Raw genomic sequence first — 21,365 nt, forward strand, 5'->3', positions numbered from 1 at the left:
TTGCAGCTAGTCAAACTTGATTACGCATCCTGTTGCGCGGCGTACGGATTCTCCTGGCCGTCCGCGAGGACCCCCACGAACGGATCGCCGCCCTCACCCGCGAAGGAGTACGCGCCCGACTCGATCCGGGCGATCAGCCCCTGCGTCCACTGCGCCTCGGCATCCGCGGAGTGCACCCACATGTGCATGATCTCGCCGATGTGACCCAGCGCCTCCGGGCCGCCCTCCGGCGTGTAGTAGTCCGTCACCGACGACCGCCAGGCCGCCAGCTTCGCCATCCGCTCCCGGAGCAGCGCGAGCACGTCCGCCCGCGGCAGATCGACCATGAAGCCGATCGCCGCCGACAGCACGTCCGTCTTCTGGTCGTACGCCGCGAGGGCCTCGCGCAGCAGCCTGAAGTACTCCTCGCGGCCCGCGTCCGTCACCTCGTACTCGGTGCGCGGCGGCCCGCCCGCGACACTCGGCGCCACCTCGTGCGCGTGCAGGACGCCCTGCTTCGCCATCTGCTTGAGCGCGTGGTAGATCGATCCCGGCTTGGTGTTCGACCACTCGTGGGCGCCCCAGTACTCCAGGTCGTTGCGCACCTGGTACCCGTGGGCCCGCCCGTGCTGGCGGACGGCGCCGAGGACAAGAAGCCGGATCGCTGACATGGAGCCAGGCTAAGCCCCGGCCGCGCGGCCCCTCGCTCGGCCCGTCGCCCGCCCCGCCCTTCGCCTAGCCCATCGCCTTGGTGCCGTCGATGGATTCGCGGACGATGTCCGCGTGGCCGGCGTGCCGGGCGAACTCCTCCACCAGGTGCAGCAGCATCCAGCGGACCGACACCTTGGTGTCCTTGGGGAACCAGGGCGCCGGCGGCAGCGGGAAGGTCACGTCCAGGCTCGGGACTGCGGCGACGAATGCCTCCGTCTCCTGCCGGACCCCGTCCCAGAAGGCCAGCACGGACGGGATGGACTCGCCCTCGACGAGGCGGAAGCTGTCGCCGTAGCTCGCCTCGTCGCGCAGCCGCTCGTTCGGCCGCTGCTGCGCCAGCCGCAGCCAGTTCAGCTCGACCTCCGCCACGTGCTTCAGCAGCCCGGACAGGCTGAGCTCGCTGGCGCTCGGGCGGCTCGCCGCCTGCTCCTCGTCGAGCCCGAGGAGCGTCTCGCGGATCGCCGTGCGCTGGGCCTCGACGAAGGCAAGGAGCGTGCCGCGCTCGTCGCCGAGGACCTCGGTGGAAATCTGAGCCATGACCTGACCGCCTCTGCGTGGGGTGTCGCCGGGGGCCTCTCCCCCGACAACCCCCACGCTACGGAGCGATGCGGTCAGATCATGTCCTAATTCCCGGCTCCGTTCGGGGAGTTTTCCTCGTCCGGCCGAATCGCGGGCAGCGCGGTGGCGGGCTGCGGGAGCAGGGCCTTGGACAGGTCCTGCTTGCCCGTCGGGTCGAGCCCGTACATCGCCTCGTAGATCTTGCGGACCGCCGGTCCCGACGCCCCCGAGCCGGTGCCGCCCTGGGAGATGGTCATGACGATCGCGTAGTCCTCGGTGTAGGAGGCGAACCACGAGGTGGTCTGCTTGCCCTGGACCTCGGCCGTGCCCGTCTTGGCGTGCATCGGGATCTGCTTCTGCGGCCAGCCGCCGAAGCGCCAGGCGGCGCTGCCGTCGGTGGCCACGCCGGCGAGGGCCTCGTCGATGTTGTCGCGCGTCTTGGCGTTCATCGGGAGCTTGCCCGTCTCCTTGGGGACGATCTCCTTCACCGATGTGCCGTCGGCGCTGACGATCGCCTTGCCGACGCTCGGCTGGTGCAGGGTGCCGCCGTTGGCGATGGCCGAGTAGACGGACGCCATCTGGAGCGGGGTGACGAGGGTGTCTCCCTGCCCGATCGAGTAGTTGATCGCGTCACCCTCGCGCAGCTGGTTGCCCTGGCGGCAGTTCTCGTAGGCGATCTTCTCGGCGAAGCTGCCGTTCTTCTTGCCGTCCCGGCACCAGGCGTCCTTGTTGGCGTCGAAGAAGTCCTGCTTCCACTTGCGGTCGGGGACCCGGCCGGGCACCTCGTTGGGCAGGTCGATGCCCGTGCGCTTGCCCAGACCGAACTCGTGGGCCGTCTTGAAGAACCAGTCGTTCGGGTCCTTCTTCGGCTTGATGCCCCCGTCCTTCTTCCACTCCTGGTCCGCGATCAGGTAATAGACCGTGTCGCAGGAGACCTCCAGGGCCCGCCCGATGGTGATGTCACCGTGGCCCTGCGACTCGAAGTTCGTGAAGGTCTGGTTGCCCACCGAGTACGAGCTGGGGCAGGGGTAGCGGTTGTTGAAGGGGTAGCCGGCGTTGACCGCGGCGGTCGAGGTGACCACCTTGAAGATGGAACCCGGCGCCGCCTGTCCCTGGATCGCGCGGTTCAGCAGCGGGTAGTTGGACTCCTTGTCCGTGAGGGAGGCGTAGTCCTTCGCGGAGATGCCGCCCACCCAGGCGTTGGGGTCGTAGGTCGGGTTCGAGGCCATCGCCACGATCCGGCCCGTCTTGGTCTCCATCACCACGACCGCGCCCGAGTCGGCCTCGTAGTCGCGACCGGTGTTCTTGTCGTGGACCTTGCGTGCGTCGATCATCGCGTTGTTCAGCTCGCGCTCGGCGACCGCCTGCACACGGGAGTCGATCGACGTCACGATGCTCGAACCGGGCTGCGCCGGGTCGGTCTCGCCCTGTCCGATGACCCGGCCGAGGTTGTCCACCTCGTAGCGGGTGATGCCCGCCTTGCCGCGCAGCTCCTTGTCGTACGTGCGCTCCAGGCCGGAGCGGCCGACCTGGTCGGAGCGCAGGTACGGCGAGTCCGACTTCTTCGCCTTGGCGATCTCCTCGTCGGTGACCGGCGAGAGGTAGCCGAGCACCTGGGAGGTGTTGGCCTGGTCCGGTCCCGCGTAGCGGCGCAGGGCGGTCGCCTCGGCCGTGATGCCCGGGAAGTCCTCGGGGTGCTCGCGGATCTGCAGGGCCTGCTCGGTGGTGGCCTCGTCGCTGACCGGGATCGGCTGGTAGGGGGAGCCGTTCCAGCAGGGCTGCTTGGTCTTGGCGTCGCAGAGCCGGACCTTGTCGATGACCTCCTGGGCTTCCAGGCCCAGCACCCCGGCGAGCCGGGTCAGCACGGACTTGCCCTTGTCCTTCATCTTCAGCAGCTCGGTACGGCTGGCGGAGACGACGAGGTGGGTCGCGTTGTCGGCGAGCGGAACCCCGCGCGAGTCCAGGATCGAGCCGCGCACGGCGGGCTGGACCACCTGCTGCACGTGGTTGTTCTTCGCCTCGTCCGTGTACTCCGAGCCATTGCGTATCTGGAGGTACCAGAGGCGGCCGCCCAGCGTGAGCAGCAAGGAGAAGACCACGATCTGGATGACGACGAGCCGGTTCTGGACCCGAGGGGTCCGGCCGGTCTCCGGTATGTTGCTCAACTCGATCTCCCCCGGGCGGCTGCCTACGCCCGGTCGAGTCTAGGGGTGTGCCGGGCTCTCCCTAGAACGGGAAGGTCGTCCGGCCGTGCTGTACGGAGATCCACTTCTGCGTGGTGAAGGCCTCGACCGTCGCCTCGCCGTTCAGCCGGCCCAGACCCGAGGCCTTCTCACCGCCGAAGGCGGCCAGCGGCTCGTCCCCGATCGTGGAGTCGTTGACGTGGATCATGCCCGTCTCGATCCGCTGCGCGAAGCGGACGCCCCGCTCCACGTCCCGGGTGTGCACGGCGCCGCTGAGCCCGTAGGGGGTCGCGTTGGTCAGCCGTACGGCCTCGTCCTCGCCGTCGAAGACCACCAGCAGGGCGACCGGGCCGAAGATCTCCTGGCCCAGCAGCGGGGAGTCCTCGGGGATGCCGGCGAGCACCGTGGGTTCCACCAGGTTGCCGCGCGTAGACCCCCGTACGAGTGCCTGCGCGCCGGATTCCACGGCCTGGTCCACGAGCGCGGTCAGGGCGTCGGCCTGGAACGAGTTGATCAGGGGGCCGATGTGGGTGTCGGCCTCGCGCGGGTCGCCCGTCCTCAGGCTGCGCACGCGCGCGGTGAACTTCTCGGTGAACTCCTCCGCGACGGACGCGTCGACGAGGATCCGGTTGGCGGCCATGCAGACCTGGCCCTGGTAGACGAAGCGGCTGAAGACCGCCGCGTCGACGGCGTAGTCGAGGTCGGCGTCGTCGAGGACGACGAGCGCGCTGTTGCCGCTGAGCTCCAGGACCGTCCGCTTGAAGTGGCGGGCGGCGATCGCTCCGACGTGCCGGCCGACCCGGTCCGATCCCGCGAACGAGATGACCTTGGGGACGGGGTGGGTCAGGAGCGCGTCGCCTATCTCGGCGATGTCGGTGACCAGGACGTTCAGCAGGCCGGCCGGCAGCCCGGCGTCCTCGAAGATCTTGGCGATCACGCCGCCGCCCACGACCGGGGCGTTCTGGTTGGGCTTGATGACGACCGCGTTGCCCAGTGCCAGGGCCGGGGCGACCGACTTCAGGGTGACCAGGAAGGGGAAGTTGAAGGGGCTGATCACGGTGATGACGCCCACGGGCAGCCGCTGGACCCGGTTCTCCTTGCCCTCGACCGGCGAGGGGAGGATCCGGCCCTCGGGCCTGACGGCCAGCTGGAGCGACTCGCGGATGAACTCCATCGCGAGGTGGACCTCGTACTCGGCCTTGGGACGGGTCCCGCCGAGCTCGTCGATCATCGCCTCGACGATTTCCTTCTCGCGCTCCTCGGTGATCCGCAGGGCACGTTCCAGGACCGCGCGTCTGATGTACGGGCTGGTGGCGGCCCACTCCCGCTGGGCGCGCTCGGCGCCGCGGTATGCCTGGTCCACCTGCTCGACGGTGGCCACGGTGATGGCCGCGAGCTTCTCGCCGTTGTACGGGTTGACGTCGATGATGTCCCACGAACCGGTACCGGCCAGCCATTCGCCGTCGATGTACTGGTGAGCCAGGTCGCTGAATATGGACATGCCATCCCTTACTGCGAGCGCGCACCCGTGCGCTGCACCGGAGACCGATCGGTCATCATGCACTGATCAGACGTCATACTACGTGCGAATCAAGACAGTTGAAGCAGGCCGCGGAGAAGATCCCGGGTCCGTTCGGGATCGGGGCAGTCCGCCTGGAGCCGTTCCATCGCCCGCTCGTACTGCCCCACTTCCTCGCCCTTGTCCAGGTAGAGGGCACTGGTGAGCTGTTCCAGATAGACGATGTCCTGCAGGTCGGACTCGGGGAAGCGCAGCAGGGTGAAGGCTCCGCTCTCGCCCGCGTGTCCGCCGAAGGAGAAGGGCATCACCTGGAGCTGCACGTTGGGCCGCTGGGAGACCTCGATGAGGTGCTCCAGCTGGCCGCGCATGACCTCGCGGTCGCCGTACGGGCGGCGCAGCGCGGCCTCGTCGAGGACGGCGTGGAAGACCGGGGCGCTCTCGGAGACGAGGACCTTCTGCCGCTCCAGTCGCAGGGCGACGCGGCGGTCGATCTCGGCGGCGGTGGCGCCGGGCATGCCGCGGCTGACGACGGCGTGGGCGTAGGCCTCGGTCTGCAACAGCCCGTGGACGAACTGGACTTCGTAGATCCGGATGAGCGAGGCGGCGCCCTCCAGGCCGATGTACGTCTGGAACCACCCGGGCAGCACGTCGCCGTAACTGTGCCACCAGCCGGTCGCGTTGGCCTCCCGGACCAGCCCGAGCAGTGACTCGCGCTCCGCGCTGTCCGTGACTCCGTAGAGCGTGAGGAGGTCCTCGACGTCTCTGGCCTTGAAGCTCACCCTATCCCAACTCCAAGCGGCTGATCTTCGATTCGGATGCGCGGATCGAGTAGCCGGCCGCCTCACGGGTGATGCCGCGGGATTCTCGGAGTCGCCTGAGCTGAGAGCCCAGGAGGATGCGGCGCACCACAGAACCGCTTGTTTCTGCGGTCACTAGTACTGCCCTCCCCATCGCATTGGCGTGCGCGTGGTGTGCGCGAGCGTCTCAGGGCCCCCGTACCCCAGGGGCCGCAGTCTGCCACCAAAACGCATCGGCTCGTACTCGTTCTGTAACGGAATCCCGTCTCCGGGAAAAGAAGTCCGTAAGTATGCGTAGGAAGAAATGAGTCAGAACCGTCACGGGAGCGGACAGGTCCGGCGCGTGCACGTGCATCTGCCCTTGCATCCGGCTCCGGCATTCGGAACGATGGTCCCCGCGCACCTGCGTGCTCTTCGCGCCGGCGCCGGACCCACCCCGCAGTTCTCTTTGGACGAAGCCGCCGCTTCGCCCGCGAATCCCGGGAGTGCCTCGCATGGGGACGAATGGATCGACCATGCTCGAGCCGTTACGGCAGGGGCTTCCCCCGGTCGACCCCACGGCTGTCTCCGGGTCCGCCTCCTGCGCTCTGCCCGCCCGGTTCGACGCGGTGCGGGGCGCGCGCACTTTCACCCGGTCGACCCTGTCCCAGTGGGGCCTCGACGACCGCTTCGACGATGTGGCCCTCGTGGTCTCCGAGCTCGTCACCAACGCCCTGCGCCACGCTCTGCCGGAGGATGCGCGGGGGGTGGACGCGGAGCCGGAGCCGCCGGTGCGGCTGCACCTGATGCGGTGGAGCACACGGCTGGTGTGCGCGGTGCGCGACCCCAGCGAGGACCGGCCCGGCGGGGCGTTCTCGCCGGAGCGCACCGAGGAGAACTTCGACCTGGAGTCCGGGCGCGGGCTGTTCCTGGTGGACTCGTACAGCGACAGCTGGGGCTGGCACCCGCTCGCGGGACGGCTGACCGGCAAGGTGGTCTGGGCGCTGTTCCTGCTCCACGACTAGCGACCGCCGGGGGCGCCGGGCGGCGCCGACCAAGGGCGGACACAGGACAACTGGCCGGGATTGATCATTGCGATCAGTCCCGGCCAGTGCACGTGCATGGCTTGATGGGTGCGCTGTTCCGTCAGCTGATCAGGTGATCGAACTCGCCGTCCTTGACGCCCAGAAGCAGGGCCTCTATCTCCGCCGGCGTGTAGACGAGTGCCGGTCCGTCGGGAAAGCGCGAGTTGCGCATGGCGACGTCGCCTCCCGGCAGCCGTGCGAACTCCACGCAGGAACCCTGCGAGTTGCTGTGTCTGCTCTTCTGCCACGTCAGCTCAAACAAGGAAGCGAGTTCTGCAGCTGCCATCCCGTTGTACGCGTGGTCCACAGGAAGCCCCCGATAGTGCAGATGTCAACTCCTCCGGATCATAGCTGTGTTCATGGGCGGCTGCACGGGCAGATGCACGTGCACGCGGGGTGGTCCGTTGATCACGGACAGGTTCGTACTCAGGAGTAAAGAGCGCCTAGCGAGGCAGCTGGTTCCGCCTGCCGCCCATGTGGGCGCGGTCGGCGGCCGCCGTGCCGTCCTCCCAGCCCGCGTGGTCGGTCGCGCCGCGCAGCCTCGTCGTGGTGGTCCGGGGGAACATCTCGTCCGCGCGCGAGGTCACCGCCACGTCGCGGGCCACCAGCGCCGGCAGGTTGTCGGGGGCCTCCGTCGCCGTGTGCTCGGCGGTCTCGGCGAGCCGGTGGCCGAGCCGGCTGGCGTAGGCGAGCAGGAAGGACTGTCTGAAGGTCTTCGTCCGCTTGCGCCCGCCGGAGCGCTGCGCGGCCTCCGCGCGGGTCATCGCGGCCGTGCCCTGCACGAGCAGCGAGGTGTAGAGCAGCTCCACCGCCTCCAGGTCGCTCTCGAAGCCGACCACCGTGGAGAATTCGAAGCCGCTGTTCCACACCGCCCGGCAGCGGTTGGCGGTGGCCACCGCGTCGAGCAGCACCGCCTTGGCCTCCTCGTACGGCGGCTCGACACCGATCCGGCAGGCTCCCGGCACCTGGGCCGGGCCACCGCCGCGGGCGGCCAGCAGCGCCTCGTCCACGGTGTGCCGGGCCATCAGCTCCTGGGCCTTGGCGCTGAGCGCCTCCGCCTCCTCCGGGAAGGTGGTCGCCTCGGCCTTGGCGAGCAGGGCCCGGATCCGGCCCAGCATGCGGGGCTCGATGTGGGCGTGCTCGGCGAGGGCGTCGGCCGGGTCGCCGGGAAGCGGACCCACCGGTTCGATCGAGGGCAGCCGTATCAGCAGCCGCAGCACCTCCAGGAAGGCGGTGGCCAGCGTGAAGCGGTCGGCCCGTTCCCGCTGCGCGAGCCCGTCGGCGTACGTCCCGTCGCCCGCCCACCACACCTCGTCGGCGCCCCAGCGCTCCGGCAGCCGGGCGTAGCGGCGCGCCTCGGCGGCGATCAGGTCCCCGGCGATCCGCAGATGCCGCTCGTCGAGGTCCCGGCGGACCAGCCGCAGCACGTCCGCCGGCCTCCAGCCCCGCTCCCAGCCCTGGCGCACGTACGCCTCCCCGCGCGCCAGCAGCTCCCGCCCGACCGCGCTCCAGCCCCCCTGGTCGGCGACGAGCAGCGAGGCGCCGGTGTCCAGCCCGGCGTCGTCCTGGGCGTACAGGGCTGCGGCGAAGGCTCGGTCGACGGTCCCGGCAAGGTCTCTCACACCTCTCAGCTTGGCATGTCCGCCTTCGCGTCCCGCTCCCGGCGGGCGGCATCGATCTGGGGGCGGTGCACCAGCGACCCCGCGAGGCCCTTCACCGGACGGGGCGGGCCGTGGCCGAGCTCGGTCGGCTCGTACTCGACCTGCGGGGGCACGGCGGCGTGCACGGTCCGGCTGACCCTGTCCGGCCCGGACGCCGCGCCCGGCCGACGGCCGGGCGCGGCCACTGTCGGACCCCGGTGGGACACTCGCACCCATGAGCGACCGCACTCCCCGGTGGGCCCTCGCCGAGGACGGCGACGGGTGGTGGCACGCCGCGCCCGTCACCCCCGGCGACGGAGTCCGGATGCGCGTCCGCGACCCCGCCGAGGCGATCCGTGCCGCCCCGCCGGACACCCGCTGGGTCTGGCGGTCCACCGCGGCCGTGTACCCCCGCCTGCTCGCGGCCGGCGCCCGCGTCGAGCGGTGCCACGACATCGAGGACGCCGAGCTGCTGCTCCTCGGCCACGAGGGCCGCTCCGGCGAGCCCCGCTCGGCGGCCGCCGCCTGGGCGCGGCTCACCCACGCCCCCGTTCCGCCCGATCCGCCGCAGCGCGCCGCCGAGCCGCGCGCCCAGGACTCCCTCTTCGACCCGCAGCCCGTCCCCGTCCCCCTGGACGCCCTGCTCGCCATCCACGCCGACCAGGCGAAGCGGATCGACGCCACCGACCGCCCCGACCGGATGCGTCTGCTCACCGCCGCCGAGTCCGCGGCCTTCCTCGTCGCCGCCGAGATGAACCGCGCGGGCCTGCCCTGGCGGGCCGACGTGCACCGCGCCCTGCTGACCGAGCTGCTCGGTGAGCGGTACGCGGGCGGCGGGGAGCCCCGGCGCCTCGCCGAGCTGGCCGACCGCGTGTCCGCCGCCTTCGGCAGACGGGTGCGCCCCGATCTGCCCGCCGAGGTCATCAAGGCCTTCGCCGGGGCCGGGATCAAGCTCAAGTCCACCCGCCGCTGGGAGATCCAGGAGCTCGACCATCCCGCGGTCGAGCCGTTGATCGAGTACAAGAAGCTGTACCGGATCTACACCGCCCACGGCTGGGCCTGGCTCGCGGACTGGGTCCACGACGGCCGCTTCCGCCCGGAGTTCATCCCCGGCGGCACCCTCACCGGCCGCTGGGTCACCAACGGCGGCGGGGCCCTGCAGATCCCCAAGGTGATCCGCCGGGCCGTGGTCGCCGACCCCGGCTGGCGGCTCGTGGTCGCCGACGCCGATCAGATGGAACCGCGCGTACTCGCCGCGATCTCCCGCGACCCCGCCTTCATGGAGGTCGCCGGGGAAGCCTCGGACCTGTACACCGCCGTCTCCCGCCGGGGCTTCTCCGGCGACCGGGAGAAGGCCAAGCTCGCCGTGCTCGGCGCCGTCTACGGCCAGACCTCCGGGGACGGCCTGAAGAACCTGGCCGCGCTCCGCCGCCGCTTCCCCCGCGCCGTCGCGTACGTGGACGACGCGGCGAAGGCCGGTGAGGAGGGCCGGCTCGTACGGACCTGGCTGGGCCGCACCTGCCCGCCGCCCGCCGGCTCCGGCGAGGGGTACGAGGCCGGCGACGGCGGCGTCGACCCGGGCGAGGGGTACGGCGAGGGCGGGGCCGGGACCCCGCAGGACCGGGAGGACGGCTGGACCCCGAGCTACGCCTCCACCAACACCCGGGCCCGCGGCCGGTTCACCCGTAACTTCGTCGTACAGGGCAGCGCGGCCGACTGGGCCCTGCTGATGCTCGCGGCCCTGCGGCAGGCAACCGCCGGGATGCGGGCCGAGCTGGTGTTCTTCCAGCACGACGAGGTGATCGTGCACTGCCCGGCCGAGGAGGCCGGGGCCGTGGTCGAGGCGATCCGCGCCGCCGGTGACCGGGCCGGGCGCATCGCCTTCGGCGACATCCCGGTCCGCTTCCCGTTCACGACGGCGGTCGTGGAGTGCTACGCGGACGCCAAGTGAAGCGGAACACCCGCCCGGAACCACTCTAGTTGCGGGTCCGGTTCCAGCCCGGGGCGAGCGCGATCTCCTTGATCTGTTCCAGCGTCAGCACGGGTTCCTGGCGCGTGGCCGCGCCGCTCTGCTCGGCCGTGTTGAAGGCGGAGATCACCACGCGCAGCCCGTCCTTGCGCAGGGTGTCGACACTCCACTGCACCACGCCCTTGCCGCCCTTCTCCCCCGGTCCCGCCACGACCTTCACCTTCGTACCGTCGGGCTGCGTACTGACACCGGCCCCCGTGAACGGCGGAGTCGCCCCGCCCTGCTGGACGTTGATCTGCACCAGGGACCGGCCCTTGCCGTCGTCGAGGACGACGTAGCCGTAGGTGCCCTCACCGCCCCTGGAGACGATCGGGACGGTGGATCCGAACCCGCCCAGCAGGTGCTCCAGGGCCGCCCCGGCATTGCGGTCCCGCAGCGCGGCCGACGACGGTTCCCGGGGCACGTCCGGCTCGACCGCCGGCAGGTCGTAGAGCGCCGGGTGCCAGGTGGTCGAGGTGGCCAGGGTCTTCAGCTCCGCCGTGGTCAGCGGCGGATCGGTACGGGAGACGGGGGCGCCCTTCTCGGCCGCCGCGTTCCACTCGGACACGTTGACCAGGAAGCCCTGCGGGGTCACCAGCACGGCCTGCCAGACCTTGGTGTCCACCCGGCGGTCCGGGTACTCGTACCCCTTGCGGAGCAGCAGTCTGGAACCGCCCTCCAGTTCCTCGGTCCGGCAGTCGTCGTAGCCCACCAGCATCTTGTCGCCGCACTCGGTCTGCGCGTGGGCATGGCTGCCCTTCGGGTCCACCCGCTGCAGGCGCACGGCGACGGCGGCCTTGCCCTTCCCGTCGTCGTACACGCCGGAGACCCAGGGACCCAGCTCGTCGCTCGTGCCCCGCGCTTCCAACCCGGTGAGCTGCCCGCTCGGCAGGAGCTCCTTCAGGGTCGTGATCAGCTGTTCGGCGGAGATCGAGCCGGTGCCGGTGAGCGGCGCCTGCCCGTTCCCGCCCGAGGGTTTCGGCGGCCCCGCCACGTGGACCGCGTTCGTGGGGCCGGGGCCGTCGAGCAGGCCGCCGGTGTAGGCCCCCGCCGTGGCGATCACGGCGAGGGCCAGCGCGGATCCGCCGACCACGGCGGCCCGGCGGCGCGCCACCAGGCGCCGGCCGCGCTGTTCGCCCGCTTCGGCGAGGGCGTGCCGGTCGGTCGCGAATCCGTCCCCCGCACGCCGGAGGGCTTCGCCGAGCTGGTCTTCAAAGGACATGGGGAACAAGACCTTCCGCTTGAAGGGTGAAGTGGGACGGGGGACCGGGCCGGGAGAACCACCGGGGCGGGAAGAGCACCGGGCGGACCGGAAGGGTCCGCGCCGGTCTCAGAGCTCCGCGAAGGCGGAGAGGCTGCCGCCCAGTTGCTCCCGCAGCCGGGCGAGCGCCCGTGAGGTCCGGGTACGGACCGCCGCCGAGCTGGCGTTCATCGCGTCGGCCGTCTCCTCGACGCTGCGGTCCTCCCAGTAGCGCAGCACCAGGACCGCCCGGTCCTTGGGCTCCAGCCGCCCCAGCGCATCGAGCAGCGTCAGCCGCAGCGCCGGATCCCCGCCGCCGGCCGCGGGCGCGCCCGATTCCGGGAACTCCCCGACCGGCCGCTCCCCCGCCGACCGGCGGCGCCGGTGCGAGAGGAAGGCCCGCACCAGCACCGTCTGCGCGTACGCCGCCGGATTGTCGATACGGGCGATCCGGCCCCACTGCAGGTACATCCGCCCCAGGGTCTCCTGCACCAGATCCTCCGCGAGGTGGGTGTCCCCGCTCGCCAGCAGACATGCCGACCGGTACAGATGGCCCGACCGGCCCGCCGCGAACTCACGGAACCCGTCCCTGCGAACCTGCCGCATCCACTCCCCCTCGTGTGCCCGTCCCACCCCACTGACGCACCGGCAGTGCGGAAATGTTTCACCCCGCGCCGGGCTTTCTGCCGTTCCTGCGATTCCTGCGGTTCCTGCCGGTTTCCCCGCCCGGCGCCGGTCAGCCCAGGTCGTGGAAGTACACGTGGAACTCCTCGCGGACGAAGCCCTCCGCCTCGTACAGCCCCTGCGCGATCGTGTTGTCGTACGCGGTCTCCAGCTGCACCCCGGACACCCCGGCCTCCCGGGCCCGGCGCAGAACCTCGCGCAGCAGCGCCCGGCCCGCGCCGGTGCGGCGGCCGGCCGGGGCGACGTACAGGTCGTTGAGGACCCAGGCGGTCCGCAGGGTGAGGGAGGAGAAGCCGCGGTAGACCTGCGCGAAGCCGACCGTGCCGGCCTCCGGGACGTCGGCGAGCAGGACCAGGGACTCGTCCTTGGCGATCCGCTCCGCCAGGAAGGCCCGCGGGGCGTCCGGGTCCTCGATGTCCACCTCGTAGAAGTCCAGGTAGCCGCGGAAAAGCACGGCCGCCGCGTCGACGTCCGCCTCACCGGCGGCGCGCACCGAGACCGCGGGCTCCGGATCCGCCGCCGTGGACCGGGTGTCCTGCTGTGCCGCCTGACCGTTCATGTACGTCTCCCTCAACGGTGTTTCGCGCGCCGTGCACGCCCGGCGCGCGGAGGGCGCCGATACGCCCCGGCCCCTCGACTCCCTACGCTACGGCGGGAGTCGGCCGACGCGAAGGACCGGGCGCGCACACGGCACCGGGCCCCGGGAGCGAAGTCCCGGAGCCCGCCGCGCACATACGGCCCCTGCGGGGGCCCGGCCCGCTCAGGACGGGGGCTGGGACGGGAGCGTGTAGATCCGGTCAGGGGTCACGATCCTGGTGATCGCCTCGCCGAACAGGGTGCTGGGCTCCTGGTTCTCGTACCCGATGTCCGTGTTGAGCAGCACGACCAGCGTGGCCTGCGCCTCCGGCAGGTAGAGCACCAGCGACCCGTAGCCGGGCAGTGATCCGTTGTGTCCGGTCCAGCCCTGGACGTCGAAGATGCCGAGGCCGTAACCCGTGCCCGGGAGGGCGTCGACCGTCTTCAGCCGCTGGGCCTGGGTGGCGGGGGTGAGCAGGGTCCCGGTCGCCAGGGTCTTCGCCCAGCTGCGCATGTCGGAGAGGTCGGAGATCATCGCTCCGGCCGCCCAGGCCCAGGAGGGGTCCCAGTCGGTGGAGACCTCCGTCTTCCCGGAGGCCGTCTGGTTCGTGTAGCCCTGGGCGTGCGGAGCGGGGAACTGCGAGCCGGTGGGGAAGAGCGTGTGCTTCAGCCCGGCCGGTTCGACGACCTCCCGGTCGATGAACGTCTCGAGGGGGATCCCGCTGACCTCCTCCACCACCAGCCCGAGGAGGATCAGGTTGGTGTTGCAGTAGTAGAACTTCGCGTTCGGCTCGAAGAGCACCGGGTGCTTGAAGGAGTAGTCGAGCAGCTCCTGCGGCGTGAAGCGCCGATCGGGATCGCTGGTCAGCGCCTTGTAGAAGCCTTCGTCGGCGGAGTAGTTGAAGAGACCGCTGCGCATCCCGGCCAGCTCGCGCAGGGTGATCCTGTCGCCGTTCGGGACCCCGTCGATGTACTTGCCGATCGGATCGTCCAGCCCGACCTTGCCGTCGTCGACCAGTTCGAGGAGGGCGGTCACGGTGAAGGTCTTCGTCACGCTGCCGATCCGCATGTTCAGGTTCGGGGTCATCGGGGTGCCCGTGGCCTTGTCCGCGACGCCGAAGGACCGTACGTACTCACCCTTGCCGGGCGCCGAGACGGCCACGATCACGCCGGGAACCTTCGACTCGGCCAGGACCTTCTTGATGGCGTCGTCCAACTGCCGGGCCACGGCAGGGGTCAGCACCGGGAACTCGTCGGAGGCGGGCGTGGGGGCCGGGGTCGCCGGGGTGGCCGGAGTGGGACTCGGGGCCGGAACCGGGACCGTCGCGGCCGGCACGGGCGCCGCGGCGTCCCATGCGTACGCCGCCCCCGCCCCCGTCCCCACGGGCCCCACCACGAGTCCGATCGCCGTCAGGCCCACGGCCGCACTGCGCCAGCGTGTCGTCATGCCCGGCCTCCTTACACACCAAGCACCAAGCGCCAAGCCCATGACCCACCACTCCAACGTAGCCCCGGGCATCCGGGCCGGCGACCGGAGTCGCAAGGGGGCGGCGGCCGCAACACGCCGGGGTCCGCAAGCCACTTGACTTCAAGATGCTATATAGCAAATATAGCAGACATGACAATTGCGGACGTGCCCACGACCTTGCGGACCATCAGGGGCAACCTCGATCTGACGCAGACGGAGCTGGCCGAGCGGCTGGGCGTCTCGTTCGCCACCGTCAACCGCTGGGAGGGCGGCGGCAACAAGCCGCAGAAGGCCGCCATGGCCCGCATCACGGCGCTCGCCGCGGAGGCGGGCATCGACGTGGCCGGCATCGACGCGTCGTCCGTCCCGGCGCCGGTGGTCCGGCGCGCCCGCGCGGCCGCCCCGACCACCAAGCCGATGGAGCAGATGCTCTGGGACGCCGCCTGCTCGATCCGCGGCGAGAAGGACGCGCCCAAGTTCAAGGACTACCTCCTGCCGCTGCTCTTCCTGAAGCGCCTCTCGGACGTCTTCGACGACGAGATCGCCCGCCTCGCCCAGGACTTCGGGAAGGACGCCGCGCTGGAGATCGCCGAGGGGGACCACAGCCTCCTGCGGTTCTACCTCCCGCCCGAGGCGCGCTGGAGCGCCATCAGCGGACGGATCCCCTTCGACTGGCCGCAGGACGACCGGGGCCGCCCCACCACTCCCCGGGACATCGGCGAGCACCTCACCAGGGCCGTCCGCGCCGTGGTGCGGCAGAACCCGGACCTGTCCGGGGTGATCGACGTCGTCGACTTCGCCGCCGAGCGCAACGGTGAGCGCGACATCAACCCGGCGAAGCTGCGCGATGTCGTCGAGACCTTCTGCAATCCGCGCTACCGCCTCGGACTCGAGGACGTACAGCCCGACTTCCTCGGCCGGGCCTACGAGTACCTGCTGCGGAAGTTCGCCGAGGGCTCGGGCCAGAGCGCCGGCGAGTTCTTCACCCCGACCGAGGTCGGCTTCCTCATGGCCCACCTCATCCGGCCGAAGCCCGGCGAGACCTGCCACGACTACGCCTGCGGGTCGGGCGGGCTCCTGATCAAGCTGCAGCTCGTGGCCCGCCGGCTGGACCCGACGAGCAGGGTCCCGCTCAAGATGTACGGCCAGGAGCTCCAGGCCGAGAGCTACGCCGTGGCACGGATGAACACGATCATCCACGACATGGACGTCGACCTGAGGCGCGGCGACACCATGATCAACCCCAAGCTGCGCGACGCGACCGGGTCCCTGATGCGCTTCGACGTCGTGATCGCCAACCCGATGTGGAACCAGCCCTTCGATCCCGACCTGTTCGGCGACGACCCGTTCGACCGCTTCACGAAGTCCGGCGGCATCACCTCCGGCAAGGGCGACTGGGCCTGGCTCCAGCACACCGTGGCCGCGATGAACGACTCGGGACGCGCGGCGGTCGTCCTCGACACCGGCGCCGTGACGCGCGGCTCCGGCGCCAGGAACGACGACAAGGAGCGCAACATCAGGAAGTGGTTCGTGGACCGCGACCTGATCGACGGCGTGATCCTGCTGCCCGACAACCTCTTCTACAACACGCCGGCCGCGGGCGTCATCATCGTGCTGTCCAAGCGCAAGCCCCCGCACCGCAGGGGCAAGGTCGTCCTGGTCAATGCCGCCCGGCGGTTCACCAAGGGCAAGCCGAAGAACTACCTCGCCGAGAGCGACATCAAGGAACTCGCCGGCCTCTACACCGCGGGCGAACCGGTCCCGGGGGAGGTCGCCGTCGCCGACCTCGCCGAGATCCAGGCCCTGGACTACAACCTGAACCCCGCGCGCTGGGTCACCCGCGTCACCACCCAGGACCACCGGACCGTCAAGGACATCGTCGCCGACCTCCTGGCCCTCGACGACCGCGCGCGCGAGATCGACCTCGACCTGGCGAAGATGCTGGAGAAGCTGTGACCGCCCCGACCTGGCCCTCGCGCCCCCTCGGCGACCTCTTCGAGATCGGGGCCGGCAAGACGATGTCCGCCGCGGCCCGCAGCGGGCCGGACAAGGTCCCGTTCCTGCGCACGTCCAACGTCTTCTGGGACCGGCTGGACCTGAGAAACGTGGACGAGATGTCGATCCCGTCCCGCGAGCTGGCCGACAAGACCCTCGTGGCGGGCGACCTCCTCGTCTGCGAGGGCGGCGAGATCGGCCGGGCGGCGATCTGGGACGGCAGCGTCGCACCGATGTCGTTCCAGAACCACCTCCACCGGCTCCGCCCCAGGCGGCGCGACATCGACCCGCGGTTCTACGTCTTCTTCCTGCAGTGCGCGTTCACCCAGCTCGGCATCTTCGAGGGCGCCGGCAACAGGACGACCATCCCGAACCTCTCCTCCAGCCGCCTCGCCGCCCTGGACGTCCCGCATCCGCCGCTGAGCGAGCAGTCGGCGATCGTCGCCGCGCTCAGCCGGGTCCGCGAAGCCATCGACCTCCAGCAGGCGAGCCTGGCCACGGCCGAGGCGCTGCGGACGAGCGTGATGGTCTCCGCCTTCTCCAAGGGGCTGACCGGAGAAGCCACCCGGCCCAGCGGGATCGGCGAGGTCCCCGGGAGCTGGGACGTCGTCGAGTTCGCCGAGCTGCGCACCTCGCTGCGCTACGGAACGTCGAAGCGCTGCAGCGTGGAGCCCGCGACCCACCCGGTCCTGCGGATCCCGAACATCCTCTCGGCGCGCATCGACGCGACCGACCTCAAGTACTGCGACCTGCCCGCCGGGGAAGCCGCCCGGTACCTGCTCGAGGACGGAGACCTGATCTTCATCCGGACGAACGGCGTGATCGAGCGGCTCGGTCTCTGCGCGGTCTACCGGGGCACTCCCGACAAGGCCCTGTTCGCCTCGTACCTGATCCGCGCCCGGCTGCGGGACGGCGTCGATCCGGACTACGTGGCGTACTTCTTCGGGTCGCCGGTCGGCATCTCCCTGATCTCCTCCCGGGCCACCCCCGCCGCCGACGGGAAGTTCAACCTCAACACGGGCATCATCGACTCCCTCCCGGTGCCGCTCCCCTCCCTCGCGGAGCAGGTCGAGATCGCCTCGCTGTTCAAGTCGGTCGACAAGAAGATCGAACTGCACCGCACCAAGCTGAAGCTCCTCGACGAACTGTTCCAGCGGCTGCTCCACGACGTCATGACCGGCGTCATCCCCGCCGGCGACCTCGCCGTCCCGGCCGGTGACCTCGCCGTCCCGGTCCGTCCGGCCGATGCGAAGGAGGGGGAGGCATGACCACGCTCAGGATCAGCGAGGCGCACACCGTCCAGTTCCCGATGGTGAACCACGTCCAGGAGGTCGGCTGGACGGTCATGACGCCCACGGAGGCCGAGGTCAAGCGCCTCGGGCGGGCCAACATGCTCTTCCGGGAAGAGCTGGAGTCCAAGCTCTCCGAGTTCAACGCGTGGCTGACCGCCGACCAGGCGCGCGCCGTCGTCGACACGATCGAGGCACTGCCCCTCACCGTGGAGGGCAACCGCGACGTACTCGCCTGGGTCCGCGGCGAACGCCAGTGGTACGACGAGGCCGAGAAGCGCCACCGCCCCGTACGGCTCGTCGACTTCGCGAACCCCACCGCCAACAGCCTCGTCGTGACCTGGGAATGGAAGATCGAACCCCTGGCGCGCAAGGGCAACCGCGCCGACGTCGTCTTCGTCGTCAACGGCCTGCCGATGGCGATCGTCGAGCACAAGAACCCCAAGGACGGCGGCGCCCTGGAGCGCGCCGTCAAGCAGCTGCGCCGCTACGAGGCGGAGACCCCGGAGCTGCTGGGCACCTCCCAGCTCTTCAACGTCACGCACCTGCTGGACTACTGGTACGGCGTCACCTGGAACGCCAACCGCCGGTTCATCAGCAGGTGGAAGCAGACCCCGGACGAGGAGTACCGCTTCGCGGTCCAGGCGTTCTTCGAGCCGACCGACTTCCTGCGGACCCTCCAGCACTGGATCCTCTTCTACGTCGAGGACGGCGAGACCCGGAAGTCGGTGCTGCGCGAACACCAGCGGCGGGCCATCGACAAGATCGTCGCCCGCTGCGCCGACCCCGGGAAGACCCGCGCCCTCGTCTGGCACACCCAGGGTTCGGGCAAGACCTTCACCCTCCTGACCGCGGCCCGTCTGATCCTCGAGGACAAGGACCGCTTCAGCAACGGCACCGTGGTCCTGGTCGTCGACCGCACCGAGCTGGAGGGCCAGCTCCGCGAATGGGTCGACCGGCTGCTCGGCGAGATGCAGGCGAACGACATCGCCGTGCGCCGGGCCAACAGCCGGCAGGAACTGCAGGAGCTGCTCGACGCCGACTTCCGCGGCCTGGTCATCTCGATGATCCACAAATTCGAGGAGATCAAGAAGGACAGCTCCCCCCGCGACAACGTCTTCGTCTTCATCGACGAGGCCCACCGGTCGGTCGCCAAGGACCTCGGCAGCTACCTGATGGCCGCCCTCCCCCACGCGACGATCATCGGGTTCACGGGCACACCGGTCGGCAGCGCCGAGGGCGCCTCCGGCTCCTTCCAGATCTTCGGCGCGCAGGACGACGACGGCTACCTCGACAAGTACTCGATCAAGGAATCGATCGAGGACGGCACGACGCTCCCGATCCGCTACATGATGGCGCCGTCGACCATGACGGTCCCCTCGCAGCAGCTCGACGAGCAGTTCTTCGCACTCGCGGAAGCCGAGGACGTCACCGACGTCGAGGAGCTCAACCGGGTCCTGGACCGGGCCGTCGGCATCCGCGCGTTCCTCAGCGCGGACGACCGGGTCGAGCAGGTGGCCGCGTTCGTCGCGCGCCACTTCCGGGAGAACGTCGATCCGCTGCACTACAAGGCGTTCCTCGTCGCCGTGGACCGGGAGACCTGCGCCAAGTACAAGCTGGCACTGGACCGCCACCTCCCCCCTGACTGGTCGCAGGTCGTCTACAGCAGCAACCCCTCGGACGTCGTCGACCGTCCGAAGGTGGCGGAGCTCCAGCTCTCGGAGCCGCGCGAGCAGGAGGTGCGCAAGCAGTTCAAGAAGCCCGGCGAACAGCCGAGGATCCTGATCGTCACCGACAAGCTGCTCACCGGCTACGACGCCCCGGTCCTGTACGCGATGTACCTCGACAAACCGATGCGCGACCACGTCCTGCTGCAGGCCGTCGCCCGGGTCAACCGCCCGTACGTCGACGCGCACAACGTCCGCAAGCGCGTCGGTCTGGTCATCGACTTCGTCGGCGTGCTGCGCCAGCTGAAGAAGGCCCTGCGCTTCGACTCCGCCGACATCGACGGCGCGATCGAGGACCTGAAGACGATGACGGAGGACCTCCACCGGCGGATCGCCCTGGCGACGGCCGACTACCTCCGCGTCGACGCGGGCCTCGGCCCCGACCAGCAGCTGGAGCGGGTGGTCTACGGGCGGTTCATCGACCCGGACGCGCGCAAGACCTTCTTCGAGGACTACAAGGACATCGAGGCCCTGTGGGAGATCCTGTCGCCCTCGGCCGAACTGCGCGACCACATCACGACGTACAAGCGGCTCAGCCAGCTGTACGCCGCCGTGCGCAACGCGTACTCCGAGACCGGGGGCTTCCTCGGTGACCTCGAATACAAGACCCGCCGCCTGATGGAGGCCAGCGCCACCCAGGAGGGGCTGGGCCGCATCGCGAAGGTCGTCACCTTCGACAGCGCCGCCCTGGAGTCACTGCGCGGTCAGGACGGCCCGGAGGAGGGCAAGGTCTACAACCTGCTGCGGGGCCTGCGCACCGAGATGGACGAGGACCCGGCCAAGGCCGTCGTCCTGCGCGCCCTCAAGGAGCGTGCCGACCAGGTCATCCGGACGCTGGAGGAACGCAAGATCACCGGCATGGCGGCGATGGACGAGATCGCCGCCCTGGTCGCGGAGAAGGAGGCCGCGCACGAGGCCGCCCGCGACAGCGGCCTGTCCGCGGTCGCGTTCGCCGTCCACTGGCAGCTCGGCCGCGACGAGGCACTGACCGCGGCCGGCGCCGACACGCTCGCCGTGGCCCGCGAGGTGGAGACCCTGCTCGGCAAGTTCCCCCACTGGGCGGAGAACTCGGACGAGCAGCGCCGCCTGCGGCAGAACCTCTACCGCCCGCTCATCAACCTGCCCGCGGACCAGCGCGCCAAGGCGGTCGAACAGGTCATGCAGGTACTCGACCGGATGGCGGGAGCCTGATGCGCCCGTCCCCGCTCTATCCGGCCCAGCGCCTCAACCGGCGCGCCGCGTCCTGGGCCCTGCGCCTGCGGGTCAACCCGACGCGGGTGGACATCGTCGAGATGCCCGCGAAGTGGGGCTCGTGCTCCAGCGACGGAGTGGTGACGCTCGCGGACGACCTCGCCGAGGCCCCGGAGGCGTTCCAGGACTACGTGATCGTCCACGAACTCCTGCACCTGCGCTACCGCACGCACGGCAAGCGCTTCCACGCGATGCTCTCGGCCCTGATCCCGGACTGGCGCGAACTCCAGCACACGGCCCGCCACGCCCCGGGCGGCCGTTGACGCCCGAGGAGCGCAGTCGGCCGTGACCGGGTCGGCCGGTGACCGGACCGGGTCACGGCGAAGCGGGGCATCCCGGCGGCCGATCGCGGAAATAGCAAAAGCCCCAGGTCACGGCGAGTGAGTCCTGGGGCTTCCACAGAGCCGCCTTCGGGATTCGAACCCGAGACCTACGCATTACGAGCGCCAGATGAGTCCTGTCGGATAGTTCCACGGGGTGCCGCCGCATGGCGATAACCGCAGGTCAAGCCGTGCGGCGGTGCCTTCCCGTGCCGACTCGTGACAACCGGTACAGAGCAGTTCGGGCACGCAATGGGCACGCATTGGGCACGCAACGGGCACTCAGAAAACGGCCCCTGACCTGCACAAACGTCGCCTGCTCGATCCACACGCTACACCGGCCCACTGACACACAG

The 21,365-nt window shown here is 70.4% G+C and carries 16 protein-coding genes and 2 pseudogenes; 6 read left to right on the plus strand and 12 right to left on the minus strand.

Annotation, left to right across the window (positions count from 1 at the left end):
• Positions 1-20: 20 nt before the first annotated feature.
• The 5 genes and pseudogenes from ACWGE1_RS00275 to ACWGE1_RS00295 all read right to left on the minus strand — a co-directional run bounded on the left by ACWGE1_RS00275 (position 21) and on the right by ACWGE1_RS00295 (position 5,901).
• Positions 21-650, minus strand: a complete 630-nt coding sequence (locus ACWGE1_RS00275) for a PadR family transcriptional regulator (RefSeq protein WP_453418323.1) — start codon at positions 648-650, stop codon at positions 21-23.
• A 64-nt stretch (positions 651-714) separates the two neighbouring features.
• Complete coding sequence (locus ACWGE1_RS00280) at positions 715-1,227, minus strand: DinB family protein (protein WP_453418324.1); 513 nt, start codon at positions 1,225-1,227, stop codon at positions 715-717.
• 119 nt (positions 1,228-1,346) lie between these two features.
• A pseudogene (mrdA, locus tag ACWGE1_RS00285) lies at positions 1,347-3,413 on the minus strand (penicillin-binding protein 2); the annotation flags it as partial.
• A 61-nt stretch (positions 3,414-3,474) separates the two neighbouring features.
• Positions 3,475-4,932 carry an aldehyde dehydrogenase family protein gene (locus ACWGE1_RS00290; RefSeq protein WP_453418325.1) on the minus strand — a complete coding sequence of 486 codons (1,458 nt, stop codon included), beginning with the start codon at positions 4,930-4,932 and terminating at the stop codon, positions 3,475-3,477.
• Positions 4,933-5,021: 89 nt separating this feature from the next.
• A pseudogene (locus ACWGE1_RS00295) lies at positions 5,022-5,901 on the minus strand (helix-turn-helix domain-containing protein).
• 340 nt (positions 5,902-6,241) lie between these two features.
• Here ACWGE1_RS00295 and ACWGE1_RS00300 point away from each other — a divergent pair.
• Complete coding sequence (locus tag ACWGE1_RS00300; protein WP_453418326.1) at positions 6,242-6,751, plus strand: ATP-binding protein; 510 nt, start codon at positions 6,242-6,244, stop codon at positions 6,749-6,751.
• Between the two features lie 121 nt (positions 6,752-6,872).
• Here ACWGE1_RS00300 and ACWGE1_RS00305 read toward each other — a convergent pair whose 3' ends face one another.
• The 3 genes from ACWGE1_RS00305 to ACWGE1_RS00315 all read right to left on the minus strand — a co-directional run bounded on the left by ACWGE1_RS00305 (position 6,873) and on the right by ACWGE1_RS00315 (position 8,597).
• Positions 6,873-7,118 carry a DUF397 domain-containing protein gene (locus ACWGE1_RS00305; protein WP_362592382.1) on the minus strand — a complete coding sequence of 82 codons (246 nt, stop codon included), beginning with the start codon at positions 7,116-7,118 and terminating at the stop codon, positions 6,873-6,875.
• 136 nt (positions 7,119-7,254) lie between these two features.
• Entirely contained in the window at positions 7,255-8,433 is a 1,179-nt protein-coding gene (locus ACWGE1_RS00310; protein ID WP_453418327.1) for a DUF2786 domain-containing protein, read from the minus strand.
• Between the two features lie 5 nt (positions 8,434-8,438).
• Complete coding sequence (locus tag ACWGE1_RS00315) at positions 8,439-8,597, minus strand: hypothetical protein (protein ID WP_453418328.1); 159 nt, start codon at positions 8,595-8,597, stop codon at positions 8,439-8,441.
• 89 nt (positions 8,598-8,686) lie between these two features.
• Here ACWGE1_RS00315 and ACWGE1_RS00320 point away from each other — a divergent pair, with 89 nt between their 5' ends.
• Positions 8,687-10,402 carry a bifunctional 3'-5' exonuclease/DNA polymerase gene (locus ACWGE1_RS00320; RefSeq protein WP_453418329.1) on the plus strand — a complete coding sequence of 572 codons (1,716 nt, stop codon included), beginning with the start codon at positions 8,687-8,689 and terminating at the stop codon, positions 10,400-10,402.
• Between the two features lie 25 nt (positions 10,403-10,427).
• Here the strand turns inward: ACWGE1_RS00320 and ACWGE1_RS00325 are convergent, their stop codons facing one another.
• From ACWGE1_RS00325 to ACWGE1_RS00340, 4 genes are all read right to left on the minus strand, one after another.
• Positions 10,428-11,681, minus strand: a complete 1,254-nt coding sequence (locus ACWGE1_RS00325) for a hypothetical protein (protein ID WP_453418330.1) — start codon at positions 11,679-11,681, stop codon at positions 10,428-10,430.
• Between the two features lie 108 nt (positions 11,682-11,789).
• The gene (locus ACWGE1_RS00330) at positions 11,790-12,305 is read right to left on the minus strand and encodes a SigE family RNA polymerase sigma factor (protein WP_453418331.1); all 516 of its coding nucleotides are present in this window, start codon (positions 12,303-12,305) and stop codon (positions 11,790-11,792) included.
• Positions 12,306-12,435: 130 nt separating this feature from the next.
• Positions 12,436-12,942 carry an N-acetyltransferase family protein gene (locus ACWGE1_RS00335; RefSeq protein WP_453418332.1) on the minus strand — a complete coding sequence of 169 codons (507 nt, stop codon included), beginning with the start codon at positions 12,940-12,942 and terminating at the stop codon, positions 12,436-12,438.
• A 201-nt stretch (positions 12,943-13,143) separates the two neighbouring features.
• Positions 13,144-14,406 carry a serine hydrolase domain-containing protein gene (locus ACWGE1_RS00340; RefSeq protein ID WP_453418333.1) on the minus strand — a complete coding sequence of 421 codons (1,263 nt, stop codon included), beginning with the start codon at positions 14,404-14,406 and terminating at the stop codon, positions 13,144-13,146.
• A 186-nt stretch (positions 14,407-14,592) separates the two neighbouring features.
• Here ACWGE1_RS00340 and ACWGE1_RS00345 point away from each other — a divergent pair, with 186 nt between their 5' ends.
• From ACWGE1_RS00345 to ACWGE1_RS00360, 4 genes are read left to right on the plus strand one after another with little or no spacing between them, the layout of a single operon-like run.
• Positions 14,593-16,383, plus strand: a complete 1,791-nt coding sequence (locus ACWGE1_RS00345) for an N-6 DNA methylase (RefSeq protein WP_453418334.1) — start codon at positions 14,593-14,595, stop codon at positions 16,381-16,383.
• Complete coding sequence (locus tag ACWGE1_RS00350) at positions 16,380-17,690, plus strand: restriction endonuclease subunit S (protein ID WP_453418335.1); 1,311 nt, start codon at positions 16,380-16,382, stop codon at positions 17,688-17,690. The genes ACWGE1_RS00345 and ACWGE1_RS00350 overlap by 4 nt, the downstream gene beginning before the upstream one ends.
• Positions 17,687-20,629, plus strand: coding sequence for a type I restriction endonuclease subunit R (locus ACWGE1_RS00355; RefSeq protein ID WP_453418336.1), 2,943 nt, complete (start codon positions 17,687-17,689; stop codon positions 20,627-20,629). Before ACWGE1_RS00350 ends, ACWGE1_RS00355 begins: the two co-directional genes overlap by 4 nt.
• Positions 20,629-20,952 (plus strand): M48 metallopeptidase family protein, encoded by a 324-nt coding sequence (locus ACWGE1_RS00360; protein WP_453418337.1) that lies wholly within the window; start codon positions 20,629-20,631, stop codon positions 20,950-20,952. Before ACWGE1_RS00355 ends, ACWGE1_RS00360 begins: the two co-directional genes overlap by 1 nt.
• Positions 20,953-21,365: the final 413 nt, after the last annotated feature.

Source organism: Streptomyces sp. NPDC054932 (assembly GCF_053610205.1).

Coding starts and splice junctions, on each gene's coding strand:
- ACWGE1_RS00275 (WP_453418323.1), bottom strand. CDS start 650: ATGTCAGCGATCCGGCTTCTTGTCCTCGGCGCCGTCCGCCAGCACGGG.
- ACWGE1_RS00335 (WP_453418332.1), bottom strand. CDS start 12,942: ATGAACGGTCAGGCGGCACAGCAGGACACCCGGTCCACGGCGGCGGAT.
- ACWGE1_RS00340 (WP_453418333.1), bottom strand. CDS start 14,406: ATGACGACACGCTGGCGCAGTGCGGCCGTGGGCCTGACGGCGATCGGA.
- ACWGE1_RS00330 (WP_453418331.1), bottom strand. CDS start 12,305: ATGCGGCAGGTTCGCAGGGACGGGTTCCGTGAGTTCGCGGCGGGCCGG.
- ACWGE1_RS00325 (WP_453418330.1), bottom strand. CDS start 11,681: ATGTCCTTTGAAGACCAGCTCGGCGAAGCCCTCCGGCGTGCGGGGGAC.
- ACWGE1_RS00300 (WP_453418326.1), top strand. CDS start 6,242: ATGGGGACGAATGGATCGACCATGCTCGAGCCGTTACGGCAGGGGCTT.
- ACWGE1_RS00290 (WP_453418325.1), bottom strand. CDS start 4,932: ATGTCCATATTCAGCGACCTGGCTCACCAGTACATCGACGGCGAATGG.
- ACWGE1_RS00355 (WP_453418336.1), top strand. CDS start 17,687: ATGACCACGCTCAGGATCAGCGAGGCGCACACCGTCCAGTTCCCGATG.
- ACWGE1_RS00360 (WP_453418337.1), top strand. CDS start 20,629: ATGCGCCCGTCCCCGCTCTATCCGGCCCAGCGCCTCAACCGGCGCGCC.
- ACWGE1_RS00280 (WP_453418324.1), bottom strand. CDS start 1,227: ATGGCTCAGATTTCCACCGAGGTCCTCGGCGACGAGCGCGGCACGCTC.
- ACWGE1_RS00320 (WP_453418329.1), top strand. CDS start 8,687: ATGAGCGACCGCACTCCCCGGTGGGCCCTCGCCGAGGACGGCGACGGG.